Annotated in this window: 21 protein-coding genes; 13 read left to right on the top strand and 8 right to left on the bottom strand. The window is 51.8% G+C overall.

Annotated elements, in window-relative coordinates; all coding sequences use genetic code 11:
* Positions 1-35 precede the first annotated feature (35 nt).
* From FN808_RS01490 to FN808_RS01480, 3 genes are all read left to right on the top strand, one after another.
* Positions 36-1517, top strand: coding sequence for a SusD/RagB family nutrient-binding outer membrane lipoprotein (locus FN808_RS01490; protein WP_142712760.1), 1482 nt, complete (start codon positions 36-38; stop codon positions 1515-1517).
* An 18-nt stretch (positions 1518-1535) separates the two neighbouring features.
* A complete protein-coding gene (locus FN808_RS01485) occupies positions 1536-2483 on the top strand; it encodes a metallophosphoesterase family protein (RefSeq protein ID WP_142712759.1) in 948 nt (315 codons plus the stop codon).
* Between the two features lie 102 nt (positions 2484-2585).
* On the top strand, positions 2586-3653 hold the full coding sequence (locus tag FN808_RS01480; RefSeq protein WP_221929870.1) for a sulfatase-like hydrolase/transferase: 1068 nt from the start codon (positions 2586-2588) through the stop codon (positions 3651-3653).
* 251 nt (positions 3654-3904) lie between these two features.
* Here FN808_RS01480 and FN808_RS01475 read toward each other — a convergent pair whose 3' ends face one another.
* Together FN808_RS01475 and mnmE are read right to left on the bottom strand one after the other, a co-directional pair.
* Entirely contained in the window at positions 3905-4267 is a 363-nt protein-coding gene (locus tag FN808_RS01475; protein ID WP_142712756.1) for an endonuclease domain-containing protein, read from the bottom strand.
* A gap of 231 nt (positions 4268-4498) precedes the next feature.
* Entirely contained in the window at positions 4499-5911 is a 1413-nt protein-coding gene (gene mnmE, locus FN808_RS01470) for a tRNA uridine-5-carboxymethylaminomethyl(34) synthesis GTPase MnmE (RefSeq protein WP_142712758.1), read from the bottom strand.
* Between the two features lie 168 nt (positions 5912-6079).
* Between mnmE and purU the strand changes: the two genes are divergently transcribed.
* Positions 6080-6916 carry a formyltetrahydrofolate deformylase gene (purU, locus tag FN808_RS01465; protein WP_142712757.1) on the top strand — a complete coding sequence of 279 codons (837 nt, stop codon included), beginning with the start codon at positions 6080-6082 and terminating at the stop codon, positions 6914-6916.
* 239 nt (positions 6917-7155) lie between these two features.
* Here the strand turns inward: purU and FN808_RS01460 are convergent, their stop codons facing one another.
* Entirely contained in the window at positions 7156-7518 is a 363-nt protein-coding gene (locus FN808_RS01460) for an endonuclease domain-containing protein (protein ID WP_142712756.1), read from the bottom strand.
* Between the two features lie 528 nt (positions 7519-8046).
* Between FN808_RS01460 and FN808_RS01455 the strand changes: the two genes are divergently transcribed.
* From FN808_RS01455 to FN808_RS01445, 3 genes are all read left to right on the top strand, one after another.
* On the top strand, positions 8047-8748 hold the full coding sequence (locus tag FN808_RS01455) for a DUF4469 domain-containing protein (protein ID WP_142712755.1): 702 nt from the start codon (positions 8047-8049) through the stop codon (positions 8746-8748).
* A 590-nt stretch (positions 8749-9338) separates the two neighbouring features.
* Positions 9339-9518, top strand: a complete 180-nt coding sequence (locus tag FN808_RS01450) for a hypothetical protein (RefSeq protein WP_142712754.1) — start codon at positions 9339-9341, stop codon at positions 9516-9518.
* A gap of 38 nt (positions 9519-9556) precedes the next feature.
* Positions 9557-9769: a hypothetical protein gene (locus FN808_RS01445; RefSeq protein WP_142712753.1), complete on the top strand. Its 213-nt coding sequence runs from the start codon at positions 9557-9559 to the stop codon at positions 9767-9769.
* Positions 9770-9841: 72 nt separating this feature from the next.
* On the opposite strand, the gene FN808_RS19190 is transcribed toward FN808_RS01445, so the two are convergent.
* Positions 9842-11704: a peptide MFS transporter gene (locus tag FN808_RS19190; RefSeq protein ID WP_142712752.1), complete on the bottom strand. Its 1863-nt coding sequence runs from the start codon at positions 11702-11704 to the stop codon at positions 9842-9844.
* A gap of 204 nt (positions 11705-11908) precedes the next feature.
* Between FN808_RS19190 and hutU the strand changes: the two genes are divergently transcribed.
* Positions 11909-13573 (top strand): urocanate hydratase, encoded by a 1665-nt coding sequence (hutU, locus tag FN808_RS01435; RefSeq protein WP_142712892.1) that lies wholly within the window; start codon positions 11909-11911, stop codon positions 13571-13573.
* 96 nt (positions 13574-13669) lie between these two features.
* Positions 13670-14143 carry a DUF456 domain-containing protein gene (locus tag FN808_RS01430; RefSeq protein ID WP_142712751.1) on the top strand — a complete coding sequence of 158 codons (474 nt, stop codon included), beginning with the start codon at positions 13670-13672 and terminating at the stop codon, positions 14141-14143.
* A gap of 17 nt (positions 14144-14160) precedes the next feature.
* Here FN808_RS01430 and FN808_RS01425 read toward each other — a convergent pair whose 3' ends face one another.
* Complete coding sequence (locus FN808_RS01425; protein ID WP_142712750.1) at positions 14161-14820, bottom strand: class I SAM-dependent methyltransferase; 660 nt, start codon at positions 14818-14820, stop codon at positions 14161-14163.
* Positions 14821-14936: 116 nt separating this feature from the next.
* Here FN808_RS01425 and FN808_RS01420 point away from each other — a divergent pair, with 116 nt between their 5' ends.
* Positions 14937-15374 (top strand): GyrI-like domain-containing protein, encoded by a 438-nt coding sequence (locus FN808_RS01420; RefSeq protein WP_142712749.1) that lies wholly within the window; start codon positions 14937-14939, stop codon positions 15372-15374.
* Between the two features lie 52 nt (positions 15375-15426).
* On the opposite strand, the gene FN808_RS01415 is transcribed toward FN808_RS01420, so the two are convergent.
* The 3 genes from FN808_RS01415 to FN808_RS19325 form a co-directional block, all read right to left on the bottom strand.
* Positions 15427-16278: a class I SAM-dependent methyltransferase gene (locus tag FN808_RS01415; protein ID WP_142712748.1), complete on the bottom strand. Its 852-nt coding sequence runs from the start codon at positions 16276-16278 to the stop codon at positions 15427-15429.
* Positions 16279-16287: 9 nt separating this feature from the next.
* Positions 16288-17181, bottom strand: a complete 894-nt coding sequence (locus FN808_RS01410) for an alpha/beta fold hydrolase (RefSeq protein WP_142712747.1) — start codon at positions 17179-17181, stop codon at positions 16288-16290.
* Positions 17182-17422: 241 nt separating this feature from the next.
* Positions 17423-19060 (bottom strand): helix-turn-helix transcriptional regulator, encoded by a 1638-nt coding sequence (locus FN808_RS19325; protein ID WP_142712746.1) that lies wholly within the window; start codon positions 19058-19060, stop codon positions 17423-17425.
* 176 nt (positions 19061-19236) lie between these two features.
* Here FN808_RS19325 and hutH point away from each other — a divergent pair, with 176 nt between their 5' ends.
* The 3 genes from hutH (at position 19237) to FN808_RS01390 (ending at position 22578) form a co-directional block, all read left to right on the top strand.
* The gene (hutH, locus tag FN808_RS01400; protein ID WP_142712745.1) at positions 19237-20739 is read left to right on the top strand and encodes a histidine ammonia-lyase; all 1503 of its coding nucleotides are present in this window, start codon (positions 19237-19239) and stop codon (positions 20737-20739) included.
* A gap of 2 nt (positions 20740-20741) precedes the next feature.
* A complete protein-coding gene (gene hutI / locus FN808_RS01395; RefSeq protein ID WP_142712744.1) occupies positions 20742-21956 on the top strand; it encodes an imidazolonepropionase in 1215 nt (404 codons plus the stop codon).
* 223 nt (positions 21957-22179) lie between these two features.
* Positions 22180-22578 carry a VOC family protein gene (locus FN808_RS01390; RefSeq protein WP_246068255.1) on the top strand — a complete coding sequence of 133 codons (399 nt, stop codon included), beginning with the start codon at positions 22180-22182 and terminating at the stop codon, positions 22576-22578.
* Positions 22579-22631: the final 53 nt, after the last annotated feature.

Raw genomic sequence — 22631 nt, 5'->3', positions numbered from 1 at the left:
TTATGCATCCATTCAAAATTATAAAGATTCCAACAATGAAGAAGTCACTATACATCCTTTTGATGGCCGTATTCGTCATTACCTCGTGTAATGATTTGCAAGAACTTGACGATAATCCCAACAGCGTAGCCCAAACCCCGCCGCAGTTACTGCTGACCCAAATCCAATCGAATGCCTTCCAGGTAGAGGGACTGAATCCTCTGCTGGCAAGCCGAATGATTGTGAGTACCTCGGGTGAGAGCGCACTCCAGTACTATAAATGGAATCGCGGAAGTTTTGATGACTACAATCGCCTGCGGAATGTCACCAAGATGATTGAAGAAGCAAAACGGGTTAATAAACCGGTATACGAGGCGCTGGGCAAATTCTTCCGGGCCTATTACTTCTATAATCTGACGCTGAGATTCGGGGATATTCCCTATTCGGAAGCCCTGCAAGGCGAAACGGAAAATATCTATGCCCCGGCCTATGATACCCAGGAAGCCGTTTTCAAGGGTATTTTAACCGAGCTGGAAGAGGCCAATACCTTGCTGCGAGAAAATGACGATGTCATTGAGGGAGACATCATTTATGCTTCGGATGCCTCCCAATGGCGTCGGCTGGTAAACTCTTTCCGGCTCAAGGTGCTGATGACGTTATCCAATAAAGTAGGGGAGGCAGATCTGGATATTCCCGGTCAATTTTCATCTATCGCCCAGAACGAGCCGCTCATAGAATCAATTGCCGACAACGGCCAGATGGAGTTCTATGATCAACTGGGCAGCCGGTATGGCGAGTATAATTCCAGCACCTACGGATCTGATATTTATGTCGATTCTACGTTCATCAAGCGGCTTCAGGACCGGCAGGATCCCCGCTTGTTTATCTATGCCAATCAAACGAAAAGTGCCAGTGAACAAGGGTTGAGTACGGACAATTTTAATGCGTACGAAGGCGGCAACCCTATCGGACAGTATGGCAATAACAGTGATAAAGCGGCAGCAGGCAACATCTCGCTCGTCGATCTTCGCTACTTCGGAGATCCCACCAATGAGCCGCACGTACTGCTGGGCTATTCCGAGCTTCAATTTATACTGGCAGAGGCCCGACTGCGCGGCTGGTTCAACGGCTCAACGGCAGAAACCTATTATAACGAAGGGGTTAAGGCCAGCTTCGCTTTCTACAATATCTATGCAGAGGATTATGCCTCCTATGTTGACGAACAAGCAGCTGAGGAGTACTTGCAGGGAGAAGCGGTCAATTTATCCGCCGCTGCAACAGCGGAGGAAAAGTTAAGGCGTATCGCCCTGCAGAAATACCTGCGATCGTTCTTGCAGGGTGGATGGACGCTCTACTTTGAGCAGCTGAGAACGGGCTACCCGGAATTCCTGCAGCCGCAGACCGGCCCTCCTCCCGCGCGGTGGATCTACCCGCAGAGTGAATATCAGAATAATAACGCCAATGTCTCGGCCGCCATTGAGCGTCAGTTTGGCGCAGGCAATGACGGAATTCGCGAGACGCCCTGGTGGCTTAAATAACATAACAGATATTTTATAATGGATCGAAAAGATTTTCTGAAATATACCGGCAGCGCTTCCCTGGGCAGCCTTTTGACGGCGGGGAAAACGTACCAGCAGACGACAGAAAATAAGAGACGGGTCTTGCGTATTGCCCATATCACGGATGTACACCTAAGCAATAATACGGATGACAAATATCGCTCTGCCAAGGGACTGGAGCAGTGCCTGCATCATTTGCAGGGGCAGCAGGATCCACCCGATATCATTTTTAATGGTGGCGATGCGATTAACGATGCCCTGGGCACTTCCCGTTCAAAAGTAAAAGCACAGTGGGATCTTTGGCACCGCATCCTTCAGCAAGAAAATGGGTTGCCGGTGATTGACTGTATCGGTAATCATGATGTCTGGGGAGAAGGGGCGATGGACGACCCGCTTTATGGCAAGAAATGGGCAATGGAGGCCATGGAATTAGATCAGCGTTATTACAGCTTCGACCGGGCGGGCTGGCACTTCATCGTGCTCGACAGCACCCATTCTATCAATGGCGACTGGTACACCGCCCGCCTCGATGAAGAGCAATTTGCGTGGCTTAAGAAAGAACTTTCGGCAACTCCTGAAGACACGCCCGTCATGGTGCTGTCGCATATCCCCATTGTGTGTGCAGCGGCCTATTTTGACGGTAATAATGAAGAGTCAGGCGACTGGGAAGTCCCCGGCGCCTGGATGCACATCGATGCCCGCCGAATTGTGGAGCTGTTTTGCCGGCATCTCAATGTGCAGCTGTGTTTAAGCGGTCACATTCACCTGCTGGATCGGGTTGATTATAATGATGTAACCTATTACTGTAATGGTGCGGTCAGCGGCAACTGGTGGAATGGCAATTATCACCAAACCCCGCCGGGCTACGCTATGGTTAACTTATACGAAGATGGCTCCTTTGATCGGGAATATATAACCTATAATATGCTCGATGGTTACATGTAGCCAACCATCCATGGCCTTCCTTGCATAAAGAGAAGTTGGTCAATCATAAGGACTATATCTTAATTTCTAACCGGGCAACTCATAATTATTGATAAATTTGACATGGATAAAACAGATGTTCTCGTAGTATGGATGTTATTTTGCTGTTTATTTGGAGGCTGGGTGCAAGACGCCTGTGCTCAGGATAACTCTTCAGCAGAAAAAGTGGTGCTTATAACTCTGGACGGCTTTCGCTGGCAGGAGCTTTTCACCGGTGCCGATTCACTGCTTATTGGCCATGAGGATTATGTATCGGATGCCACTTCCCTGAAAGAAAAATTCTGGCGGAACCACCCCGAAGAGCGCCGCGCAGCCCTCTTGCCGTTTATCTGGAATACGGTTGCCGGGATAGGAACTATCCACGGAAACCGGATATACGGGAGCAAGGTCAATCTGACGAACAGCATGCTGTTTTCCTATCCCGGATATAATGAAATCCTGACCGGAGAAGCGGATGATGAGCACATAGACAGCAATGACAAGATCAATAATCCCAATGTTACCATCCTGGAAGAACTCAACCAGGGGGACGTTTACCGTGGGAAGGTAGCCGCTTTCGGCAGCTGGGATGTCTTTCCGTATATCATTAACGAGCAGCGAAGCGGGGTGCCGGTGAATGCCGGCTTTGAGAAGGCAAAAGGAGCAAATCTCACCGAAATCGAACAGTTCCTGAACAGGGTGCAGCCCCATACGCCCAGCCCCTGGAGCTCCGTTCGGCTGGATATGTTCACCCATAATTATGCGCTCGAGTATATGAAAGCCCGGCACCCGGATATAATCTATATCGCCTATGGGGAAACCGATGATTTTGCCCACCAGGGCAATTACCAGGCCTACCTGAACTCGGCCCACAGCACGGATGCCTTTTTGAAGGAGCTGTGGGAATACACCCGGCGCGATCCCTATTACAGGGGAAAGACGACCTTCATTATTACAACCGACCACGGGCGCGGAACGCAGCCGCTCGATACGTGGCGCAGCCACGGCTCTAATATCGAGGGGGCCGGGGAGGTTTGGCTGATGATGTACGGCCACCGGGCCGTCAAAAAGGGAGAGGTGAAGGAGAATGAACAGCTCTACAGTACAGACGTAGTCAAAAAGATAGAAGGTATTGTAGGCGAACAGCGTTAAGTACGCCGGGAGTATAACTCTGCGGTTCCAAGCCCTGCCCGCGCTTTTTAGCTCAGGAGCAGAGGTCTTTTAACGCGTATTATAACCTATTTGTCGGCTAAAAGGTTAAATTGATTTTATTGAATAGCGGGTCAATCTCCCTGAATCCCTCTTCCCAGGAGGGACATTGGGGGCGGCAGACGTAATTGGTGCGTCCCTATCCCGATAGTTTTCGGGACAAGCTTTGGAGAAGGAGGACAGGAGGATTGAATTCAATTGTTGTCTGGCAGATAGCTTTCTAAAACCCGTATAACATTGTCCAGGTCAGTGCAGACTTCCTGTTCTGAAAACCGTACCGTGGTGTATCCCAGTTCGATTAACTTTTTATCTCTACATTTATCTTCTTCCTGTTTGAAGGTATGGGAGTAACCGTCCACTTCGATAATCAGCTTTAGTTTACGTGAGATGAAATCTACAATATACTCATCAATGCAATACTGGCGGTTAAATTGATATCCGTGAAATTGCTTTGCTCTTAATACCTTCTCCCAGAGGGTTGCTTCACCTTTGGTGCCGTCTTTACGAAGCTTTCGAGCTAACTCCTTATTTTCTTTATGGTAATGTGATTTATTCATGATCCCTTGATCTTGAATTATGGCCACCAATATCAAAATATAATTATACCTTTTAAATGAATAAATAAGTTATCCAGGTTGGTTGGTGCGTTCCTCCTTGGAGAAGGAGGACAGGAGGATTGCCGGTGTTACTATGGTTTCAATAGTTCAAAATGAGTTTTTAATCGATAAGCGTGGGTATTATAAGCTGCAACAACCCGCACAGCCCGTATGATCTGCGTTCTATGTATATCACTTACCGATGCAGAAGCGCGAGAAGATGGAATCCAGGATGTCTTCGGTTGTTATTTCGCCGGTGATTGTCCCCAGGTCTTTAAGGGCCGACCGCAAATCGATGGAGAGGAAATCCCCGGTCAGGCCCTGTTCCAGGGCCTGCAGGGCGCTGCGAATATGTTCGCGGGCCTTCTGCAGGGCATCCCGGTGGCGGCTGGAGGTCACCAGCAGGCTGGAGGCATCATAGTGTTTGTTTTCCAGCGCCCGCTGCTTCATCAGCTGTTTCAGATCCTCAATTTTTGCCCCTTCCAGGGCTGAAATTTTGAGATCATAGGCGATGCGTTCATCGTCCACGGGCCGGGCGATGTCTTTTTTGGTGCCGATCAGTACAAAGGGGGTCTCACCGGCATCCTGCTGCAGGGAGGAGATGTCCTGCTGCTCCTCCCCAGTCAGCTGATGCGACAAGTCTTTCAGGTAGACAACCAGGTCGGCCTCCCGGAAGGCCTTCTGGGAACGCTTGACGCCTTCCGCTTCCACAATGTCCTCGGTTTCACGGAGGCCCGCCGTATCCGTCAGGATGAATCGAAGACCGTCATAACTCCAGTCCACATCAATGGTATCGCGCGTGGTGCCGGCAATATCGGTAACAATAGCCCGGTCCTTGCCTACCAGGGTATTAAGCAGGGTGGATTTGCCGGCATTGGGCAGCCCCATAAAAACGGTTTGCACCCCGTGCTTGACCAGCCGCCCGGTTTCGTAAGTGGCCAGCAGGCTGTCAATTTCCTGGTCGAGTTCTTCAAGCAGCTGTTTGAGCTGCTCCTTGTTGGCAAACTCAACATCCTCCTCTACAAAGTCGAGCTCCAGCTCGACCATGGCCGTGGCATCTATAATCTGCTGCCGGAACTGTTTGATATGTTCCCCCAGTCGACCCTCCAGCTGCTGGTGGGCGGAGTCGAGCGCCTTGGCGCTTTTGGCATGAATGAGATCAGCCACTGCTTCGGCCTGGCTGAGCTCCATCTTGCCGTTTAAAAAGGCCCGCTGGGTAAATTCTCCGGCCTCCGCCGGCTGTATGCCGAGCCCCAGTATTGTTTCCAGCACGGCCTGGGTAACCAGTACCCCGCCGTGGCAGGATATTTCCACAGTTTCTTCGCCGGTGTATGATTTTGGCGAGTGGAAGAGCGTAGCCAGCACTTCATCAACGACCTCGTCCCGCTCATCCACAATTTTGCCAAAATGAACGGTATGACTCTGCTGTTCGGTCAGGTCCGCCCCCCGGAAAGCCCGATTGACATTGGCGATGGCCTCTTTCCCGGATACGCGAATGACGGCAATGCCGCCCTCGCCAACCGGTGTGGCAATGGCCGCGATGGGTGGGCGTTCGGTGATTGTGGCGCTGGTTTCGGTAGCTGTTTGCTCGGTGCTTTTTTTCATAGTGTTGAATATAACGACTCTGGCAGGTATAATCAGCATCCATGTTGGCAGCACTGGTGCTTGGTCTGCCTGTTGCCGAAATTTTATTGATCGGCGTGGATTTTATTTTTACTGTTCAGGCTGTTTTTAGAAGACATAGTATCAATTAACGAATGAAACAACGGATCAATGGGGGAACAAGTACTGCATATTGACTGTCCGGACGAGAAGGGATTGGTATACAAAATCACGGAGGTATTGTACCAGCACGGGCTGAATATTGTCAGCAACCAGGAATTTGTGGATGCAACAACCGATCATTTTGTCATGCGAACAGCTTTTGAGGGAACGGAATCCCCAAACGATGTTGTGGCGGATCTTGAGGAGGCTCTTCCGCCGGCGGCAAATATCCGGCAGGCTGAAATTGGAAACCGCTCTATTGTGATTATGGCGACCAGGGAGGCGCACTGCCTGGGAGATCTGCTGCTGAGGCACAGCTACGGGGAGATCCCCGCCAGGATTGATGCTGTGATCAGCAACCATGATACTCTTGGCAGTTTAACCCGTGCTTTTGATATCCCGTTTCACCACCTGAGCCATGAGGGGCTGGAGCGCAGGGCCCATGAGAAACAGCTGCAGGAGGTCGTGGATCAGTATGCTCCCGATTACATCGTACTGGCGAAGTATATGCGTATTTTTACCTCCGACTTTGTCGATCGGTACCAGGATCGCATTTTAAACATTCATCATTCCTTTTTGCCGGCCTTCATCGGGGCCAATCCTTACCGGCAGGCCTTTGAGCGCGGGGTTAAGATCATCGGGGCTACTGCACATTTTGTTACGGATGATCTTGACGAGGGCCCCATCATTGCCCAGGATGTATTGCCGGTCAACCATACGCATACTGCCGAGCAGATGGCCAATGCCGGCCGGGATGTGGAGAAGACCGTGTTGGCAAAGGCCGTAAAGCTGTTGCTGGAGGAGCGGATTTTCATACATGACAACCGGACGATCGTCTTTGAGTGAAAAATATGGGAAGGGCTTCCAGCCCGTCCCATTTTAAGCTTCCTGATGCGAGGTTTTCCACAGAAGAGAGGCAGTAGGATTGATCTTCTATGGCTGTAAAAATCTACATAGATATGTGTTTAACTAGTTGTTGAGGCAGTCTAAAAATTCAATTAAGGTTAATCAATCTCCCTGAATCCCTCTTCTCTCCCGATAGTTTTCGGGACAAGCTTTGGAGAAGGAGGACAGGAGGATTGAATTCAATTGTTGTCTGGAAGATAGCTTTCTAAAACCCGTATAACATTGTCCAGGTCAGTGCAGACTTCCTGTTCTGAAAACCGTACCGTGGTGTATCCCAGTTCGATTAACTTTTTATCTCTACATTTATCTTCTTCCTGTTTGAAGGTATGGGAGTAACCGTCCACTTCGATAATCAGCTTTAGTTTACGTGAGATGAAATCTACAATATACTCATCAATGCAATACTGGCGGTTAAATTGATATCCGTGAAATTGCTTTGCTCTTAATACCTTCTCCCAGAGGGTTGCTTCACCTTTGGTGCCGTCTTTACGAAGCTTTCGAGCTAACTCCTTATTTTCTTTATGGTAATGTGATTTATTCATGATCCCTTGATCTTGAATTATGGCCACCAATATCAAAATATAATTATACCTTTTAAATGAATAAATAAGTTATCCAGGTTGGTTGGTGCGTTCCTCCTTGGAGAAGGAGGACAGGAGGATTGAGGTGAGGCAGGGATATGAATATGGCGGTTTGTTCCTGCTGGCTGAGCTGCAGCCGGGTTTTAAGAACCTCTTCAGGTGTTGAGAGGCCGTGGATGGTGTGGGAGAATCAATCTCCCTGAATCCCTCTTCTCTCCCGATAGTTTTCGGGACAAGCTCTGGAGAAGGAGGACAAGGGGATGGTAGCCCTTTGAAAGGATGTTACAACCTTAAATTATTAGGCAGTTAAACCAATATAAAACCTTTTAGACAGCCACATTTTTTCTTGCCTTTTCAAGGCAAATAGGCATTTTAGTTATGATAACTACGTTGAAATCAGGCTAAATGCATCAGGAACGATGCGCCTTGCCGGCCTGATATGGCAGCACCATCAAAAGAGCCAAAACCCTTAATAGAATACTACGGATTATGCTGTACTATCGTCTATATAATAACCCCTTTACCACTGATGACCCGGATGACCGCCTGGCACGCCCGGTGGATGTTACCATGAACACCCGGAAAGATCTGATTGAGGATATCACTGCTCCGGGCTCGATCCTGAAGCCTACCGAGACCAACGCCGTCATCGACAACTATTGGAAGCGTATTATCCTCTACCTTCGGGAGGGAGAAGGATATACCGACGAGTATATCCGCACACGTTTCGGCATCAGCGGGATATTTACAAGCGAAGACGACCAGTTTGAGCCGGGTCGCCACGAGATATTGATCAAATTGGTGCCCAAGAGCACCGTTACCGAGATCGCCGGGGATATTCCCGTGCGTAAGTTGACCGGGGGAGGTGTGACCCCGGAAATCGATGAGGTCAACGACTGGGCCAGCGGCACCATCGATGAGGTCCTTACCCCTGGCGATGTGCTGGAGATTACCGGCAGTAACCTGAAGATCTATGATAATATCGAAGACGAAGGCGTTTTCTTTGTTCCCCAGTCCGGCGACGACAAGACGGAGGCGCCCCAAATCCACACCAATGAGCCAACGACGCTGGCTTTGCGCATCCCTGAAGAGCTGTCACCCGGCACCTACCGGTTGGAGGTGCGGAATACGCCTCGGAACGGCAACCAATTGCGATCAACTATTTTTACGCCCCGGCTGATTGTACAGTAATGGGTTTAATGGGAGGGCATATCCTGTGTTAAGGCTACGACAATATATGGTCGTAAGGTAGAGCTATACTATGTCTAGGGTACGACATGCCCGCGTCGCACCTTAGACATGATCCCGTCGTAGGCTACGCCATACTTCATTTGAGGATGGGACACGGTTTATGCATAGTCTTAACTTGGGGTAACGTAGTCAGGCAGTCAGGTTTAAATGTACGGCCTTGAGAGCTGTGGCTCCCTTTTGGTGCTGCGAAGCGGTCTCTTCCTCTTGCGTGGAGTTATATATTCATCGGATGAGTAGCAGGATCTTGTCTTGTGGGTGCCCCCTCCACTCATCCGATGAATGAAATTAGTTTACAATATACCCCATGGTACCATTTGAGACTCCTCGCTGGGCTCGGAGTGACACCTTTGCCTGTTTTTAAAAGGAGGGCCTGGAATAGAGTACCTGCCTCGCGTTATTCCGGTCCCGCACCTTGGGAGTGGTGAAAATAAAATCACCAAAAAATCCACTGTATTTATTTGTTCAGTGAAAAGTCCAACATTGAATCATTCCGGATCGAAACATAAACACGAATCAAAAGCTGAAAGGCCATGAACAATTATCCGTTTGTGAATGATGAGGTTGACGAGTTGAGCAGTGAAAGCCTGAGGAAGGTAAATGGGGGAGTCGTGCTTGTTAGTACAAAAGTGATAGAAATAGGAGTGGCATTTGTTAGTGGATTCGTTGGTTGCTGGGCACAGGAGGAGATCAAGGAAGCTGCTGCAGAATAATCCTGACATACTAAAAACTAACCGAAAGGAAAACTCTTATGGAGAATCTCAACAGCTTATTTCAAGGCGAATCGTTGGAGCTTTTATCTGAAAAAGAGAAAAAGAGCATTGAAGGAGGTAACAGACTAAGTGAATGGGCCGCGGCGGCAGGGTGCTTTCTCGGTGAATTGCTGGCAAGTGCCACCGATCCCCCTCCTACAAACTATGTAAATTCAAATATCCATGGCCCTAACGGGACCAAGTATATGTAATTGAATCTTTTCCGAGGCATGATGGTCCACAGCTGGAAGGTGGGCCATCATGCTATGCATAAGAAGTCAATGTTATTCCACATCTCCCATAAGTTTCTTGACAGGAGGTGCGGCGAGGATCGCAATAATTCCGCCTCCGCCGATAAGCGTTGCTACCGTCCAGAACAGGCTGGATGGGGCCAGTGTCTCCAGCTGTCCGGCCATGAGGCCTGCAAAGAGATTCCCCAGTGCCGCCGCCACAAACCAGATACCCATCATTTGGCTTACACGGTTTTCGGGCGCCAGCTTGGTCATGGAGGAAAGTCCAACAGGGGACAGGCAGAGTTCACCACAGGTATGCAGGAAATAGGTGACCACCAGCCAGGCCGGGGATACGGAGTTCGGTCCCGTGGCATTGGCGGCTCCCCAGGAGATAACAAAGAACCCCGCTGATAATCCAAAGAGTCCGAGCGCAAATTTGGCGGGAATAGAGGGATTGGCGTTGCGGGCCGCAAGCCAGGTCCATAGCCACCCAAAAACGGGAGCCAGGATGACAATAAAAAGAGGATTAATATTCTGGAGCATGCTGGCCGGCATTTCCCAGGAGCTGGTTACCTGTATGGAAACATAATAGGCAAAGCCAACAACCAGGAGTGAAAGTCCGGCTACCCCAGCCTTGCCAACCCACCAGAGGTTATCGCGGCGAAAGATTCTGAAGCTGATGTATCCCAGCGGCAGGGCGATAAGCAGGGCCGGAAGGAAGGCGCCGACCTGTTGAATCCAGCCATAGGGACCAAAGATGCGATCTGTCTCGCGTTCAGCGAAAAGATTCAGTGATGATCCGGCTTGTTCAAAGCCGCTCCAGAACAGGGCGGCCAGGATAAAGAGCCAGAAGATAACGAAAAGCCTTTTCTTGGTCAGTGATACGCTGTTGTTGGGAGCGAACATGCGAGTTGTATTAAAGAGAAGGAAAGCGATGACCGTAACGCCAATGCCGATCTGATAAGAAAAAAGCGTAAAGTCGTAGTAGAAGGAAGCTCCCCAATAGCCCGCTGCGGCAAGCAGAATGACAGCCCCGATAGAGGCGGTGCCGTTGATGAGGTAGGCAAAATATACAACTGCAATGAGCGCTACGCTGGTTCCGAGAACCTGGGCAATTTGTTCGAGCGTAAGCCCTATGGTACCGGTTCCCATTAAGTAGCCGAAAGCGGCAATCAGCAATGTGGAAATGCCGGTGGTTATCCAGAAATTGCGGTTCAGGGAAGCCCTTTTCTCGGGCGTCATATCAGTTTTAAGCTTACCGGCATCACCGAGGTTTTTCTCCCCGACTTTATAAGAAATGAGTCCCAGTAACATTCCGAAACCGGCCAGTGAAAATCCCCAGTGCCAGTTGTAACCTTCCCCGAGAATCCCGCAAAGCGTGGGGCCCAGGATCGCTCCGAAGTTAATGCCCATGTAAAAAATGGAGAAGCCGGCATCACGACTGGCGCCGCCTTCGGGGTACAGATCGCCAACCATGGAGCTGACATTGGGTTTTAACAGTCCGGTTCCCACCACGATAAAAAAGAGTCCCAGGAAGAAGGAAAGTTCATCCGGGAATCCAAGCAGTGGCCCGCCCATGGTAAAGTGTCCCAGGGCGATAATACACCCGCCCACAAAAACACTGCGGCGCTGTCCCCAGAGGTTATCCGCAATCCAGCCGCCGGGCAGGGCCAGTACATACACAAAGAAGGTGTAGAGTCCATAGATGGCTGTCGCTTTGCCGTCGCTGAAGCCCAGGCCGGGATTGGCTTCCGTAACGGCGGTTGCCATAAACAGGACCAGCAGTGCACGCATGCCGTAATAGCTGAAGCGCTCCCAAAATTCTGTAAAAAATAAGGTGGACAAACCCCTGGGGTGCCCGAAAAAGTCACGTTTCTGAGAGTCAGCCCCTGCTCCTGAGTGTTCTTTTGCCATACGTCTTCTTCTTTTCATTAAAAATACAAGGCAGCAAATATAGGGAATTATGCCCGGGTATGATAATCACCGGGAACGGGAGAGCATTTTTTTTAAAAATTTTAAAGCGATTGTGGTCTGTTGCCCGCCAAAAGAGGTGTGTGAGGCGGGAGATACAAAATTTTTATTACCTTGTAATGTCGCCTGAAACCAATGGGAAATGATATGGACGGAGAGAGCAGCAAAAATATAAAAGCCCCCACGGGAACCACATTGCAGTGCAAAGGCTGGCACCAGGAGGCGGCCCTGCGGATGCTGATGAATAATCTCGATTCCGCGGTGGCCGAGAAGCCGGAGGAGCTTATTGTGTATGGCGGGGGAGGGAAAGCCGCACGCAACTGGCAATGTTACCATAAAATTGTGGAAACGCTCCGTCGGTTGGAGAATGACGAGACCCTGCTTGTTCAGAGTGGGAAACCGGTGGGCGTCTTCCAGACGCACGAAGAAGCCCCACGGGTCCTTATTGCCAATGCCCACCTGGTGCCGAAGTGGGCCAGCTGGGAGGAGTTTCGGCGCCTGGACAAGATGGGACTTACCATGTATGGCCAGATGACCGCCGGCTCATGGATCTATATCGGCACGCAGGGGATCCTGCAAGGGACCTATGAGACGTTTGCGGAGTGTGCCCGCCAAAAATTCGGGGGTACGCTCGAGGGGCGGCTGGTGGTAACCGCCGGCCTTGGAGGGATGGGAGGCGCCCAGCCGCTGGCGGCTACGATGAACGGCGCATCCTTTATCGGGGTGGAAGTAGATGAATATCGCATCGACCGGCGCGTTGAAACCGGCTACTGCGATGAAAAGTGTACAGACCTCGACGAGGCGCTTGAGAAGGCCCTGGATGCCAGGGAAAAGGGCGAAGCCCGCTCTATCGGCCTGCTGGGAAACATAGCTGAGGTGCTGCCGGAGATGCTGGAAAAGGAGGTGATCCCGGATGTTCTGACCGACCAGACGTCAGCCCATGATCTGCAGCTGGGCTATATCCCGGCCGGGATGTCGCTGGAGGAAGCCGCGGAGGAGCGGGAGCTGAATCCCCGGATGTACCAGGATGCGGTCCTTGACTCCATGGTCGTTCATGTCGATACCATGCTGAAGATGCAGGAGAAAGGCGCCGTGACCTTCGATTACGGCAATAATATCCGAGGTCAGGTGGCCGATCACCGGGGCATGAGCCGGGCATTTAACTTTCCCGGTTTTGTGCCTGCCTTTATCCGGCCGCTCTTTTGCCGGGGGTCGGGGCCCTTCCGGTGGGCTGCCCTGTCTGGCAATCCGCAGGATATCCATGCGACGGACCAAGCGGTACTTGAGACGTTTCCCGGGAAGGAAGCGCTGGGACGATGGATCCGGAAGGCTCAAAACCAGGTATCCTTCCAGGGGCTGCCGGCGCGTATCTGCTGGCTTGAATACGGGGAGCGTGCCGAGATGGGGGCCAAATTCAACTGGCTCGTTAAGAAGGGGAAGGTAGAGGCCCCCCTGGTTATCGGTCGGGATCACCTGGATGCGGGATCGGTGGCCTCCCCAAACCGCGAGACCGAAGGGATGAAGGACGGCTCGGATGCTATTGCCGACTGGCCCCTGCTGAACGCGATGCTCAATACCGCCAGCGGAGCCAGCTGGGTGTCGCTGCACCATGGCGGGGGTGTTGGCATCGGCTATTCCATACATGCAGGCATGGTGTGTGTGGCCGACGGTACGGTCCGGGCCGACCGGCGCCTGGAGCGGGTGTTAACCAATGATCCGGGAAGTGGGGTCATGCGTCATGCCGACGCCGGATACGAGGAAGCCGTCCAAACAGCCAAAGAACGGGGAATTGATTTGCCGATGATACAATGATGATACCATAAGCAGGTCCGGCCGGTAGATTCTGGCGGTACTGATTTCCGCATGACCTTTTCACATTTTTGAATGTATGAATGCTTACTATTGGGTATGGAAACAATACTGATTATCACTGGTGGTGCTTGTATTATAGCAGGTTTTCTGGGATCGTTCTTGCCCGTCATCCCCGGAACGCCCATAGCCTACTGCGGGCTGCTGGCCCTGCAGGTTGCCGTGCAGTCCTTTTCAACCACGTTTTTGGTAGTATGGGCGCTGATCGTGATCCTCATCATGGTTTTGGACAATGTGATCCCCGCCTATGGCACGAAAAAGTTTGGCGGATCGGCCTATGGCGTCTGGGGAAGTCTTCTTGGGATGCTGGCGGGCGTCATTTTCTTTCCGCCGGCAGGTATGGTCGTGGGACCACTTGCCGGGGCATTCGCGGGGGAGCTTATTGCGGGAAAAACAACGGGCCGGGCGCTGAAGTCTGCGATTGGATCGTTTGCGGGGCTGTTGGTCAACACCCTGATGAAAATAATAGCCAGCGGAATAATGGGGTATTATTTTGCAGTGAATGTCTTTTAATAAATCTGGCTCTCTCGTTATTCCGGCTTTTGAAAGATGATAATCCGGTCGTCGGGAAACCGGACGGAGGCCTTCCAATGATCCGCCATCCAGCGGAAGGTGTTCTTCGTGTAGAAGGTGACATGCGTTATGTCCAGCCGATAATGCCAGTTGGCAAAATGCCCGGTATCATCGCGGGCTATTTTTGTCATAATGCCCAAATGACCACCGGGACGCAGGCACTTCCACAGACGGTCGAATTCCCGGCGGGGATGAAAGAGATGCTCGACGACTTCGGTAGCCGTGATAAAGTCGTACCTTTCCCCGAAGACCGAAGGGTCATCCTCATAGAAAGAATCGTAAATGCGCATGCGGTGTCCCGCTTCCTCAAACATGAGGTGGAGGGTGGGCCCGGGGCCCGAACCGAAATCAAGGCCCTTACTTGCAGGTTCAAGGAGATCATTGAGCGGATTAAACAGCTGGCTTAAGAAAGTACGGTACCCTTCGTCTTCAGGGTCATTTTCATGAGTATCGTAGCGGGCTTTTTCTTCCTCTTGGGCGGGACGGTCCCTGGGAGGGGCAAAAATCAGCCTGCATCGCTGACATTGGTAATAGTCTGAAGCATAGTGTTCGGAGAGGTCGCTGTAAAAAAGCTGAATGGCAGTACTGCTGCAAAGAATGCAAGAATTCGGGGGCATGGCAATGATTCGCTGGTTTGCGATTACCGGAAGTGAAAATATGAAATATCCACTTTTTTTGATTTCTTGTGTAATATTGAAATGTGTCTACATCCAGTAATTCCAATATACCACTTATGACCATTGTTGAGAAAAAATCATTCACCGTCGTCGGGCTACCGGTAACGGCCACCTGGCAGCAACTGCATGAAAAAATGCCGACGGCCTGGAAGCTATTCAAAGAACGGCTGACGGAGATAGCAGGAAGGAAAAATGATGTAATGATGGATTTGTCACTGGATGTGGCTGATGGCAGGTACCGGCAATTCATCGGGGTTGAAGTCGAAGGGGATCCGCACCTGCCGGATGACATGGAAAAGGTGACCATCCCTTCCCAGACTTATATTTATGAACATCATGAAGGAGACATAACGGACATTGCACAAACTTTTGGTGCGATGTATGACTGGGCCGAGCAGCAGGAGGTTGATGCCGGGGATTTCAAAATAGACTACGGCTATACGAGAGATCGTCCGGAAAGCCCTCATGATTTATATATTAAAATAGAGGACTGAGCATCGCCCTAACCCGCCAGGGTGAATTACAGCACAGATGCCGGTTTCATGGTCAATCCTTCTTTTTTCGGGCACTCAGGGTTATGATCCGCTGTTTGTAGGCCATCCCTTCCCCATCTTGTTCAAACCTTTGCCACCTGGCGGTGATCGACCGTTCCAGCGCTTGCTGTGTTTTATTGCCGGTCCCGGTAACCATCCCTACCAGCGGAGTGCTTTGAATATACTGCCAGAGAAATTCCTTCGGTGAAGGTAACGAAAATACGTTGGTATCGGCCCGGATATCTATTCTGTGATAGCCTGTCCCTTCCATAAGCTGCTGGAGGTCGCTGGTACTGTGCAGGGAAAACACCCGGCTGGCAAATCCCGCCGCCTCAGGACTGACGTGCTGTGCCAGTTCTTCGATGAATATGTTGAATAAACCGCCGGCTGGTCCTGGGACATTCAGGTAAAAACGTCCGCCGGGCACCAGGGTCCGTCTAATCTCGTTAAGTGCCGCGGACTTGTTCTCCATGAACTGAAGGCTCAGTTGGCAGAATGCGACGTCAAAGGTCTCATCCGGAAACGGGATATCCTCAGCACTTGCTTCGCTCCATGCAATCGGCTGACCCGGCAGGGGAATCGTTCTGGCAACTGCCAGCATGCCGGGGTTAATGTCAAGGGCACAGACAGCTCCTCTTTTATTAACCTCCTGCGATGCGAGTCGAGCCACGATACCGGTGCCACAGGCAACATCCAGCACATGTTCACGGGGTTGAATCATCGCCATGCGAACAAGATCTTCTGCCAGGGGTTGGGCAATGACGGGAACAAAATAGCGCTCGTAGTTTTCCGGTGCGCTCCGGCCCAGGGGTTCATTGTAATACTGTTCATTTATATTCGGGTTACTCTTATCCAGGCTTGTCATTTTTTTCTCTTAAGCATTCATAATAGTGTGAAGCGTTTGTACAAATACCTCGGGCTGCTCTAATTTGGGATCATCCCGGGCGTTCTCAATGATATGAAGCGGCCACCCGTAGCGCTCACTTGCTGTTTTGGCAATCTCCAGTCTATTGGCCCGGTCGTGTCGTCCCCAAATCAGTGCAACGGGAGGCTCAATTTTCTCAAGAGCTTCAGGGGGTATTCGGGGAATACCCAGCTGACGCATCAAGGTTCGCAAGGCCGCTTTCTGGTTAGGATTTTGTGCACATTCCAGGTTGTACGCCAAAAAGGGCTTCCAGTATGACCCCATCTGCTTGCGCAACTCATCCACATCATATACACACTGTGGAAGAAAACGACGATAGGTCTTCCGGGTTGGGCGAATAAGGAAGTGAATCAGCCTGAGCACAAAACCCGGTGCGGGCCGGAAGGTTCCCAGGCCAAAGGAATTCACAAGTACCAGCCTGTCAAGGCAGTTTCCCTGTTTTATGGCAAAACGGGCCGCCATCGCACCACCGAGCAGATGTCCTGCAAGCACGGGCCGGGATGAGCTGGTCCGTGTTATGAGTTCACTGAGCCAGGCATTGATAACTTCCGGTCTCAGTCTGTCTGCGGATACCATGGATGCCCCATGACCCGGAAGATCCGGGACGATAAGCCGGTGCGTTTTCACCAGCCTGGTAATGACACGCATCCACCACAAGGAGGTCTCTCCCGGCCCATGAAGCAGGATCACCGGCGGACCATCCCCTCCTTCGAGTACTGCCGTGTCTATGCCGGCAAGGTTAATCCGGCGCTCTGTGGCAGGAATGCCGTCGATAAGGTGCAAGCGGTTGTCATCCTGTTTTTCCCGGTCCTCGCGGTGATCTGATACAGTGTATGCTTTCATGGGTGTCCCTTTATAATTTTTGGCAGGTGATTTGATATCCAGCAGTAATATAAACCGGCGTCAGCATTTGCGAATCGGAGAGAATACCCAATTTGAGCCTGCGGCGGATATGGGTAAAATTACCCATTGGGTCATTTTTTGTGACCGGGCGGAAAGGCTGTCAGGGGGGCGCTTCCGTGGAAGAGAGTATTGAACGAAGTGGGGACAGGGATATCCGCCTGAGCTATGGATGACAGATCGGTCAGATTAGATCGTGTTCATAGGCATAGGCCGTTGCGGCAGCACGTGAGGGTAGATTCAGCTTTGCCAGAATATTGCTTACGTGCCTGTCAACCGTCCGCTCACTGATAAACAGATCACCGGCGATCGTCTTATTTGTCTTGCCGGTGGCAACATACCGCAGCACCTCCAGCTCGCGCGGGGTCAGTCCGTGTCTTTTGCCGGGGGAGGATTCCGCCAGGAGGGCGTCTATCCTGCTTGCATCGGGTGTTGCACCGAGCTGCTGAAACATCCATCGTGCGGCGTCAAGTTCTATCTCTGCAGTATCCATATCGCCCAGTTTGCGACAGGCCAGTCCGATGAGCAGGCGGGTCTGTGCCGATTCGTAAAGAGCCTCCATTTCTTTCAGTACAGACCCGGCATGATGCAGTTTGTGGAGCGCGTCGGACGGCTTGTTATCAGCAAGGAGAACGCTTCCAAGGGCGCGGTCGGCGACAGCCTCCAGAAATGGAGCGTGCAGTTTGGAGGCAATTTCTGAAAGTTCCCGTGCAGCGGTTTGTGCCATCCTAATCTCATCGGCCGCAATCATGATACGGACATAGGCAGGAAGTATGGCTGAACGATCAATCCAGTCCTGTTTTTCCTCTTCCACCCGGCGGATGGCCTTTTGGGCTCTGCCAATCTCTCCCTGGCCCAGCCGCAGGAGTGCCAGTCCGGGCTGGGGTTTTCGTCCCCATTTACTGGCCTCTCGATACTTGTCCTCGGCTTTATTAAAATTTCCCTGCAGACGGAAAAGCTCGGCCTGCCGGTAGAAGGCCTCCCCGGAGGCAGGGGAGCCGTATGTCTGAAACAGGTCACAGGCTTGTTCTGTTTCCCTCATCGCCTCCCTCCATTCGCCATGCAGCTGCATGATTTCGGCACGCCGTACCAGGCATTCCCCGCGATAAGGTATTAAGTCTGGCTGGGAATCACACCATCGGCCCAGGGCTTTGGTCCATTCATGGGCACGCGGCAAATCGTAGATCTTTTGACAGCTTTCAATTACGGCGCAGTATACAATGCCCGCCACCATTGGGGAGACTTCATCAGAGACGACCCCCACCATGATCTCATCGAAAAGGGTTGTCCCCCTGGCAATTTCATTCTGCTGGATCAGCGCTTGTCCCCGGCCAAGCCTGCCGAGTATCAGGAGATCCCGGTTGTCACAGTTTTTGCCGATATCAGCAGCCCGGGAGAAGAGCTTGTGGGCGCTTTCTGCCTGCCCCTTGCGGAGATGGTGCAGTGCTTCGGGAATCATCAGGAATCCGGCCTCTGCACAATCCTGCTCATACTTCTCTGCAATCAATCGCCGGGCCCGGGCCATCCAGCCGCCTCCCTGGGCGCGCTCGCCCTGGTTAAACAGCACCATGCCCACCCAGAAAGCGCAAGCGGCGGCTCGTCTCGTATCGCCCTGTTTGATAAACCGGTGATGGGCTCCTGTCCAGATGTCAATGCATTCCGGAATCCTCCCGGTTAAATATGCTGCCCTGGCAAGCAGTTCGAGATCTTTGGCTTCAAGTTGTATTTCACGCTTTGCAGATGAAAGTCGTGTATAAGCCTCACCCCATGACTGATGCCGGAATGCCTGTCGTCCCTGTTCAAGTATATTGGCTGTATTCATAGCATATACTCCTGCACTAATATTGATAATCCGGGTAATTAAATTTACTATGATTTATGTGAACGGCAAAGGAAGAGGACCCAAAAACGGCGGGCTGCGTCCTTGCCGGTGGGCGGGGGGACCGCATCCTGCAAAGGGGATGCGGTCCGGGCTGCTAAACCACAATAGATTTTAATATGGTACATATCCGGATTCCGCATTTGTATGACGATCTTGAGAAGAGTATTGCAAAGCTTGAGCATGACCAGGCTTCGATTGTAAAATCCCGCTCCGTTGTTGACGAAGCCCTGCAGTCGGATGAGCCTCTCTATGGGATAAATACCGGCTTTGGAGCCCTGGCCAACAAGCGGGTGGGCAAAGAACAGCTCAAGCAGCTGCAGCGGAATTTGATTTTGTCCCATTCCGTGGGGGTGGGTGATCTTGTGCCCAGGGAACTTTCCAGGCTAATGCTGGCGCTCAAAATTCACGCCCTGGGGCTGGGGTATTCCGGTATTTCTCAAAAGACGTTTAAGCGGTTGGTTTATTTCTGGAAGCATGATCTGATCCCGGCCGTCCCTGAAAAGGGAAGTGTAGGAGCATCGGGCGATTTGGCTCCGCTGGCGCATATGGCTCTTCCACTGATTGGTTACGGAAGTTTCTGGAATGAAGAGGGAACGGAGGTTATGCCCGCTGAAAAGGTGTTGAGTGAGCATGGTATTGAAGCCCTCGACCTGCAGCCCAAGGATGGGTTATCGCTTATTAACGGCACGCAGCTCATGAGTGCGTATGGAGCCTACGTGCTTGAAAAGTCGCTGAATTTGATGAAGGCTGCGGACCTTGTTGCCGCTATGAGCCTGGAGGCCCTGCAGGGCAGCATAAAACCATTTGATGAGCGTCTTTACCGGATTCGCCCCCACGCTGGCTCACAGCAGGTTGCCCGGAATATCCGTCAGCTGCTGGTGGAGAGTGAGATCCTGGAGTCGCATCGCCACTGCGGTAAAGTTCAGGATCCCTATTGTCTGCGCTGTGTGCCCCAGGTGCACGGGGCGAGTCGTGATGGCCTGCGGTATTGCTGCAAGGTGGTTGAAACCGAACTCAACGCTGTGACGGATAATCCCCTGGTCTTTGAAAACGGGGATATCATCAGCGGAGGTAATTTTCACGGGCAGCCGCTGGCCCTGGCTTTGGACCATGCCAAAATAGCCCTGGCCGAGTTTGCCAGCATCTCCGAGCGAAGAACCTATCTGCTGCTTGAAGGTCATGATGGCCTGCCTGAACTGCTGATGGAAGAAACAGGTATAAATTCCGGTTTTATGATTCCGCAGTATACGGCGGCGGCCCTGGTTTCAGAAAACAAGGTCTTGTGCCATCCCTCGTCGGTGGATTCTATTCCCACCAGCCTTGGCCAGGAAGACCATGTAAGCATGGGAAGCATTGGTGCTTTGAAGCTCCTGGAAGTCTATGAAAATGTGGAGCAGGTGCTTGCCATTGAACTTTTTACAGCAGCTCAGGCACTCGATTTTCGCAAACCGCTTCGTCCGGGCAGGGGCGTGGAGATTGCCCATCGATTTATTCGTGATGCCATCCCCTATGCCACAACCGACCACTACTTCAAAGATGATATCAACAGGGCGGTGGAGTTGCTGCAGGAGAGAAGCGTGGTGGCAAAGGTGGAACAGGAATTAGCCCGGCTGGTGTAACGATGCCCGTCCTTAAAAATATCGGTTATCTGGCAACCTGCAGGGATGAAGGGAAACAGCAGGATATTCATCCCGTCAGGGAAGCCGCTATCGTATGGCAGAAGGATACTATCGAATGGGTCGGGCCCGAAGCTGAGCTGCCGTCCCGATACACCGGGACTGAAACGCTGGATGCCGGTGGCAGGATGGTGATTCCCGGCCTGGTGGATTGTCATACGCACTTGGTCTTCGGGGGATGGCGGCCGGATGAGTTTGTTCTGCGCTTGCAGGGGAAAAAGTACCTTGAAATAGCGCAGTCCGGCGGCGGTATTTTATCAACCGTGCGAGCCACACGCAAGGCAACCGAGCAGGAACTGTTTGAGAAAGCATCCCGTTTTCTGGAGGCCATGGCTGCGCTGGGCATAACCACGGTGGAGTGCAAAAGCGGATACGGGCTGTCACTGGAGGAGGAGTTGAAGATATTGCGTGTCTACAGGCGCCTGGCTGAGGAGCAGCCGCTGCACATAGTGTCCACCTTTCTGGGGGCACACACCATTCCTCCGGAGTATGAGGGGAAAAGGGGGCAGTATGTTGATCTCGTCATTCGAGAGATGATACCTGCTGTGGCGAATGCGGATCTTGCAGATTTCTGCGACGTGTTTACCGAGGAATCTGCATTCACGATCGGGGAGTCTCGGCAGATCCTTACAGCAGCAAAAGGCGCCGGACTTGTCCCCAAGCTGCATGCCGATCAGCTTAGCCCGGGGCGCGGGGCTGAACTGGCCGCCGAGCTTGGGGCTGCCAGTGCCGATCACCTGGAAAAAATATCCGGCGCGGGCGTTGAGGCTATGGCGCGGGCCGGTGTCGTGGCCGTGATGCTGCCCCTGGCTTCCCTGTATACACAGGTGCGGCCCCTGAACGGTCGTAAACTGGCAGATCGCGGTATAGATGTTGCTGTAGCGACAGATTTTAATCCCGGTTCGGCCCCCAGCTATGATCTCCCGCTGGCGATGATGCTGGCCTGCAACCGGGGACAGCTGACGCCTGCGGAAGCATTAAAGGGGGCAACGATCTGTGCTGCCAAAGCGCTTCGGCGGGATGACAGCCTGGGATCCATTGAAAAGGGCAAGATTGCTGATTTTGCAGTCGTCGATGCCCCGGACCCCGACTTCTGGATCTATCATTTCCGGCCTGACCAGTGCGATATGACCATATGCAGTGGTGAGATCCTGCATTAAATGTGCTTTCAAAAAATGCTTGGTGACCGCCTGCAAAAACCAGGCATGGCTGCCACGCAAATGAGTGGATTTTTTATAGCCTATCTGACTGTTTTTTATTAGCTTGATCCTAAAAGGTATTGCCGACTGTCGAGATTGATACCTTGTGAGCATGGATGAAAGGGAATAGCTCTTCATTCTTCAAACGGACCAAATAAAAAAAGTAAAAAAGGGAGGGATTGTCATGACATCCAAAACGATCAAAAAGATGAAAGCCGCCATTACCTGGTTTGAGATACCTGCCCGCGATTTAAGCCGGGCCAGGAAGTTTTATGAGTCGATCCTTGATATTGAAATGGTTGACATGGATACGGGCAGTGATTTGAAAATGAGCATGTTTCCGGTAGAAGAGGGAGGAATCAGCGGAGCACTTTGTGAGCAGGAGGAAGCTTATACACCCAGTACGGACGGTTGCCTTCTGTATATGAATGCCAATCCGGACCTGCAGACGGTTCTGGACAAAGTGGAGCCGAATGGAGGATCAGTTATTCAGACTAAAACGCAAATTACGGATGACTACGGGTATATGGCCATCATAAAAGATTCCGAGGGCAACCGGGTGGCCCTGCATTCCGAGCATTGATTTTTCTTCACCGGGGGCGGATTTACCGCCGTCGCTGTGGGCCGGTCAGCGGC

The organism is Fodinibius sediminis, assembly GCF_900182555.1.
In the GTDB taxonomy this organism is placed as follows: domain Bacteria; phylum Bacteroidota; class Rhodothermia; order Balneolales; family Balneolaceae; genus Fodinibius; species Fodinibius sediminis.
Note: the sequence above shows the minus strand (reverse complement) of the source record. Positions and strands in the feature narration are given on the sequence as shown.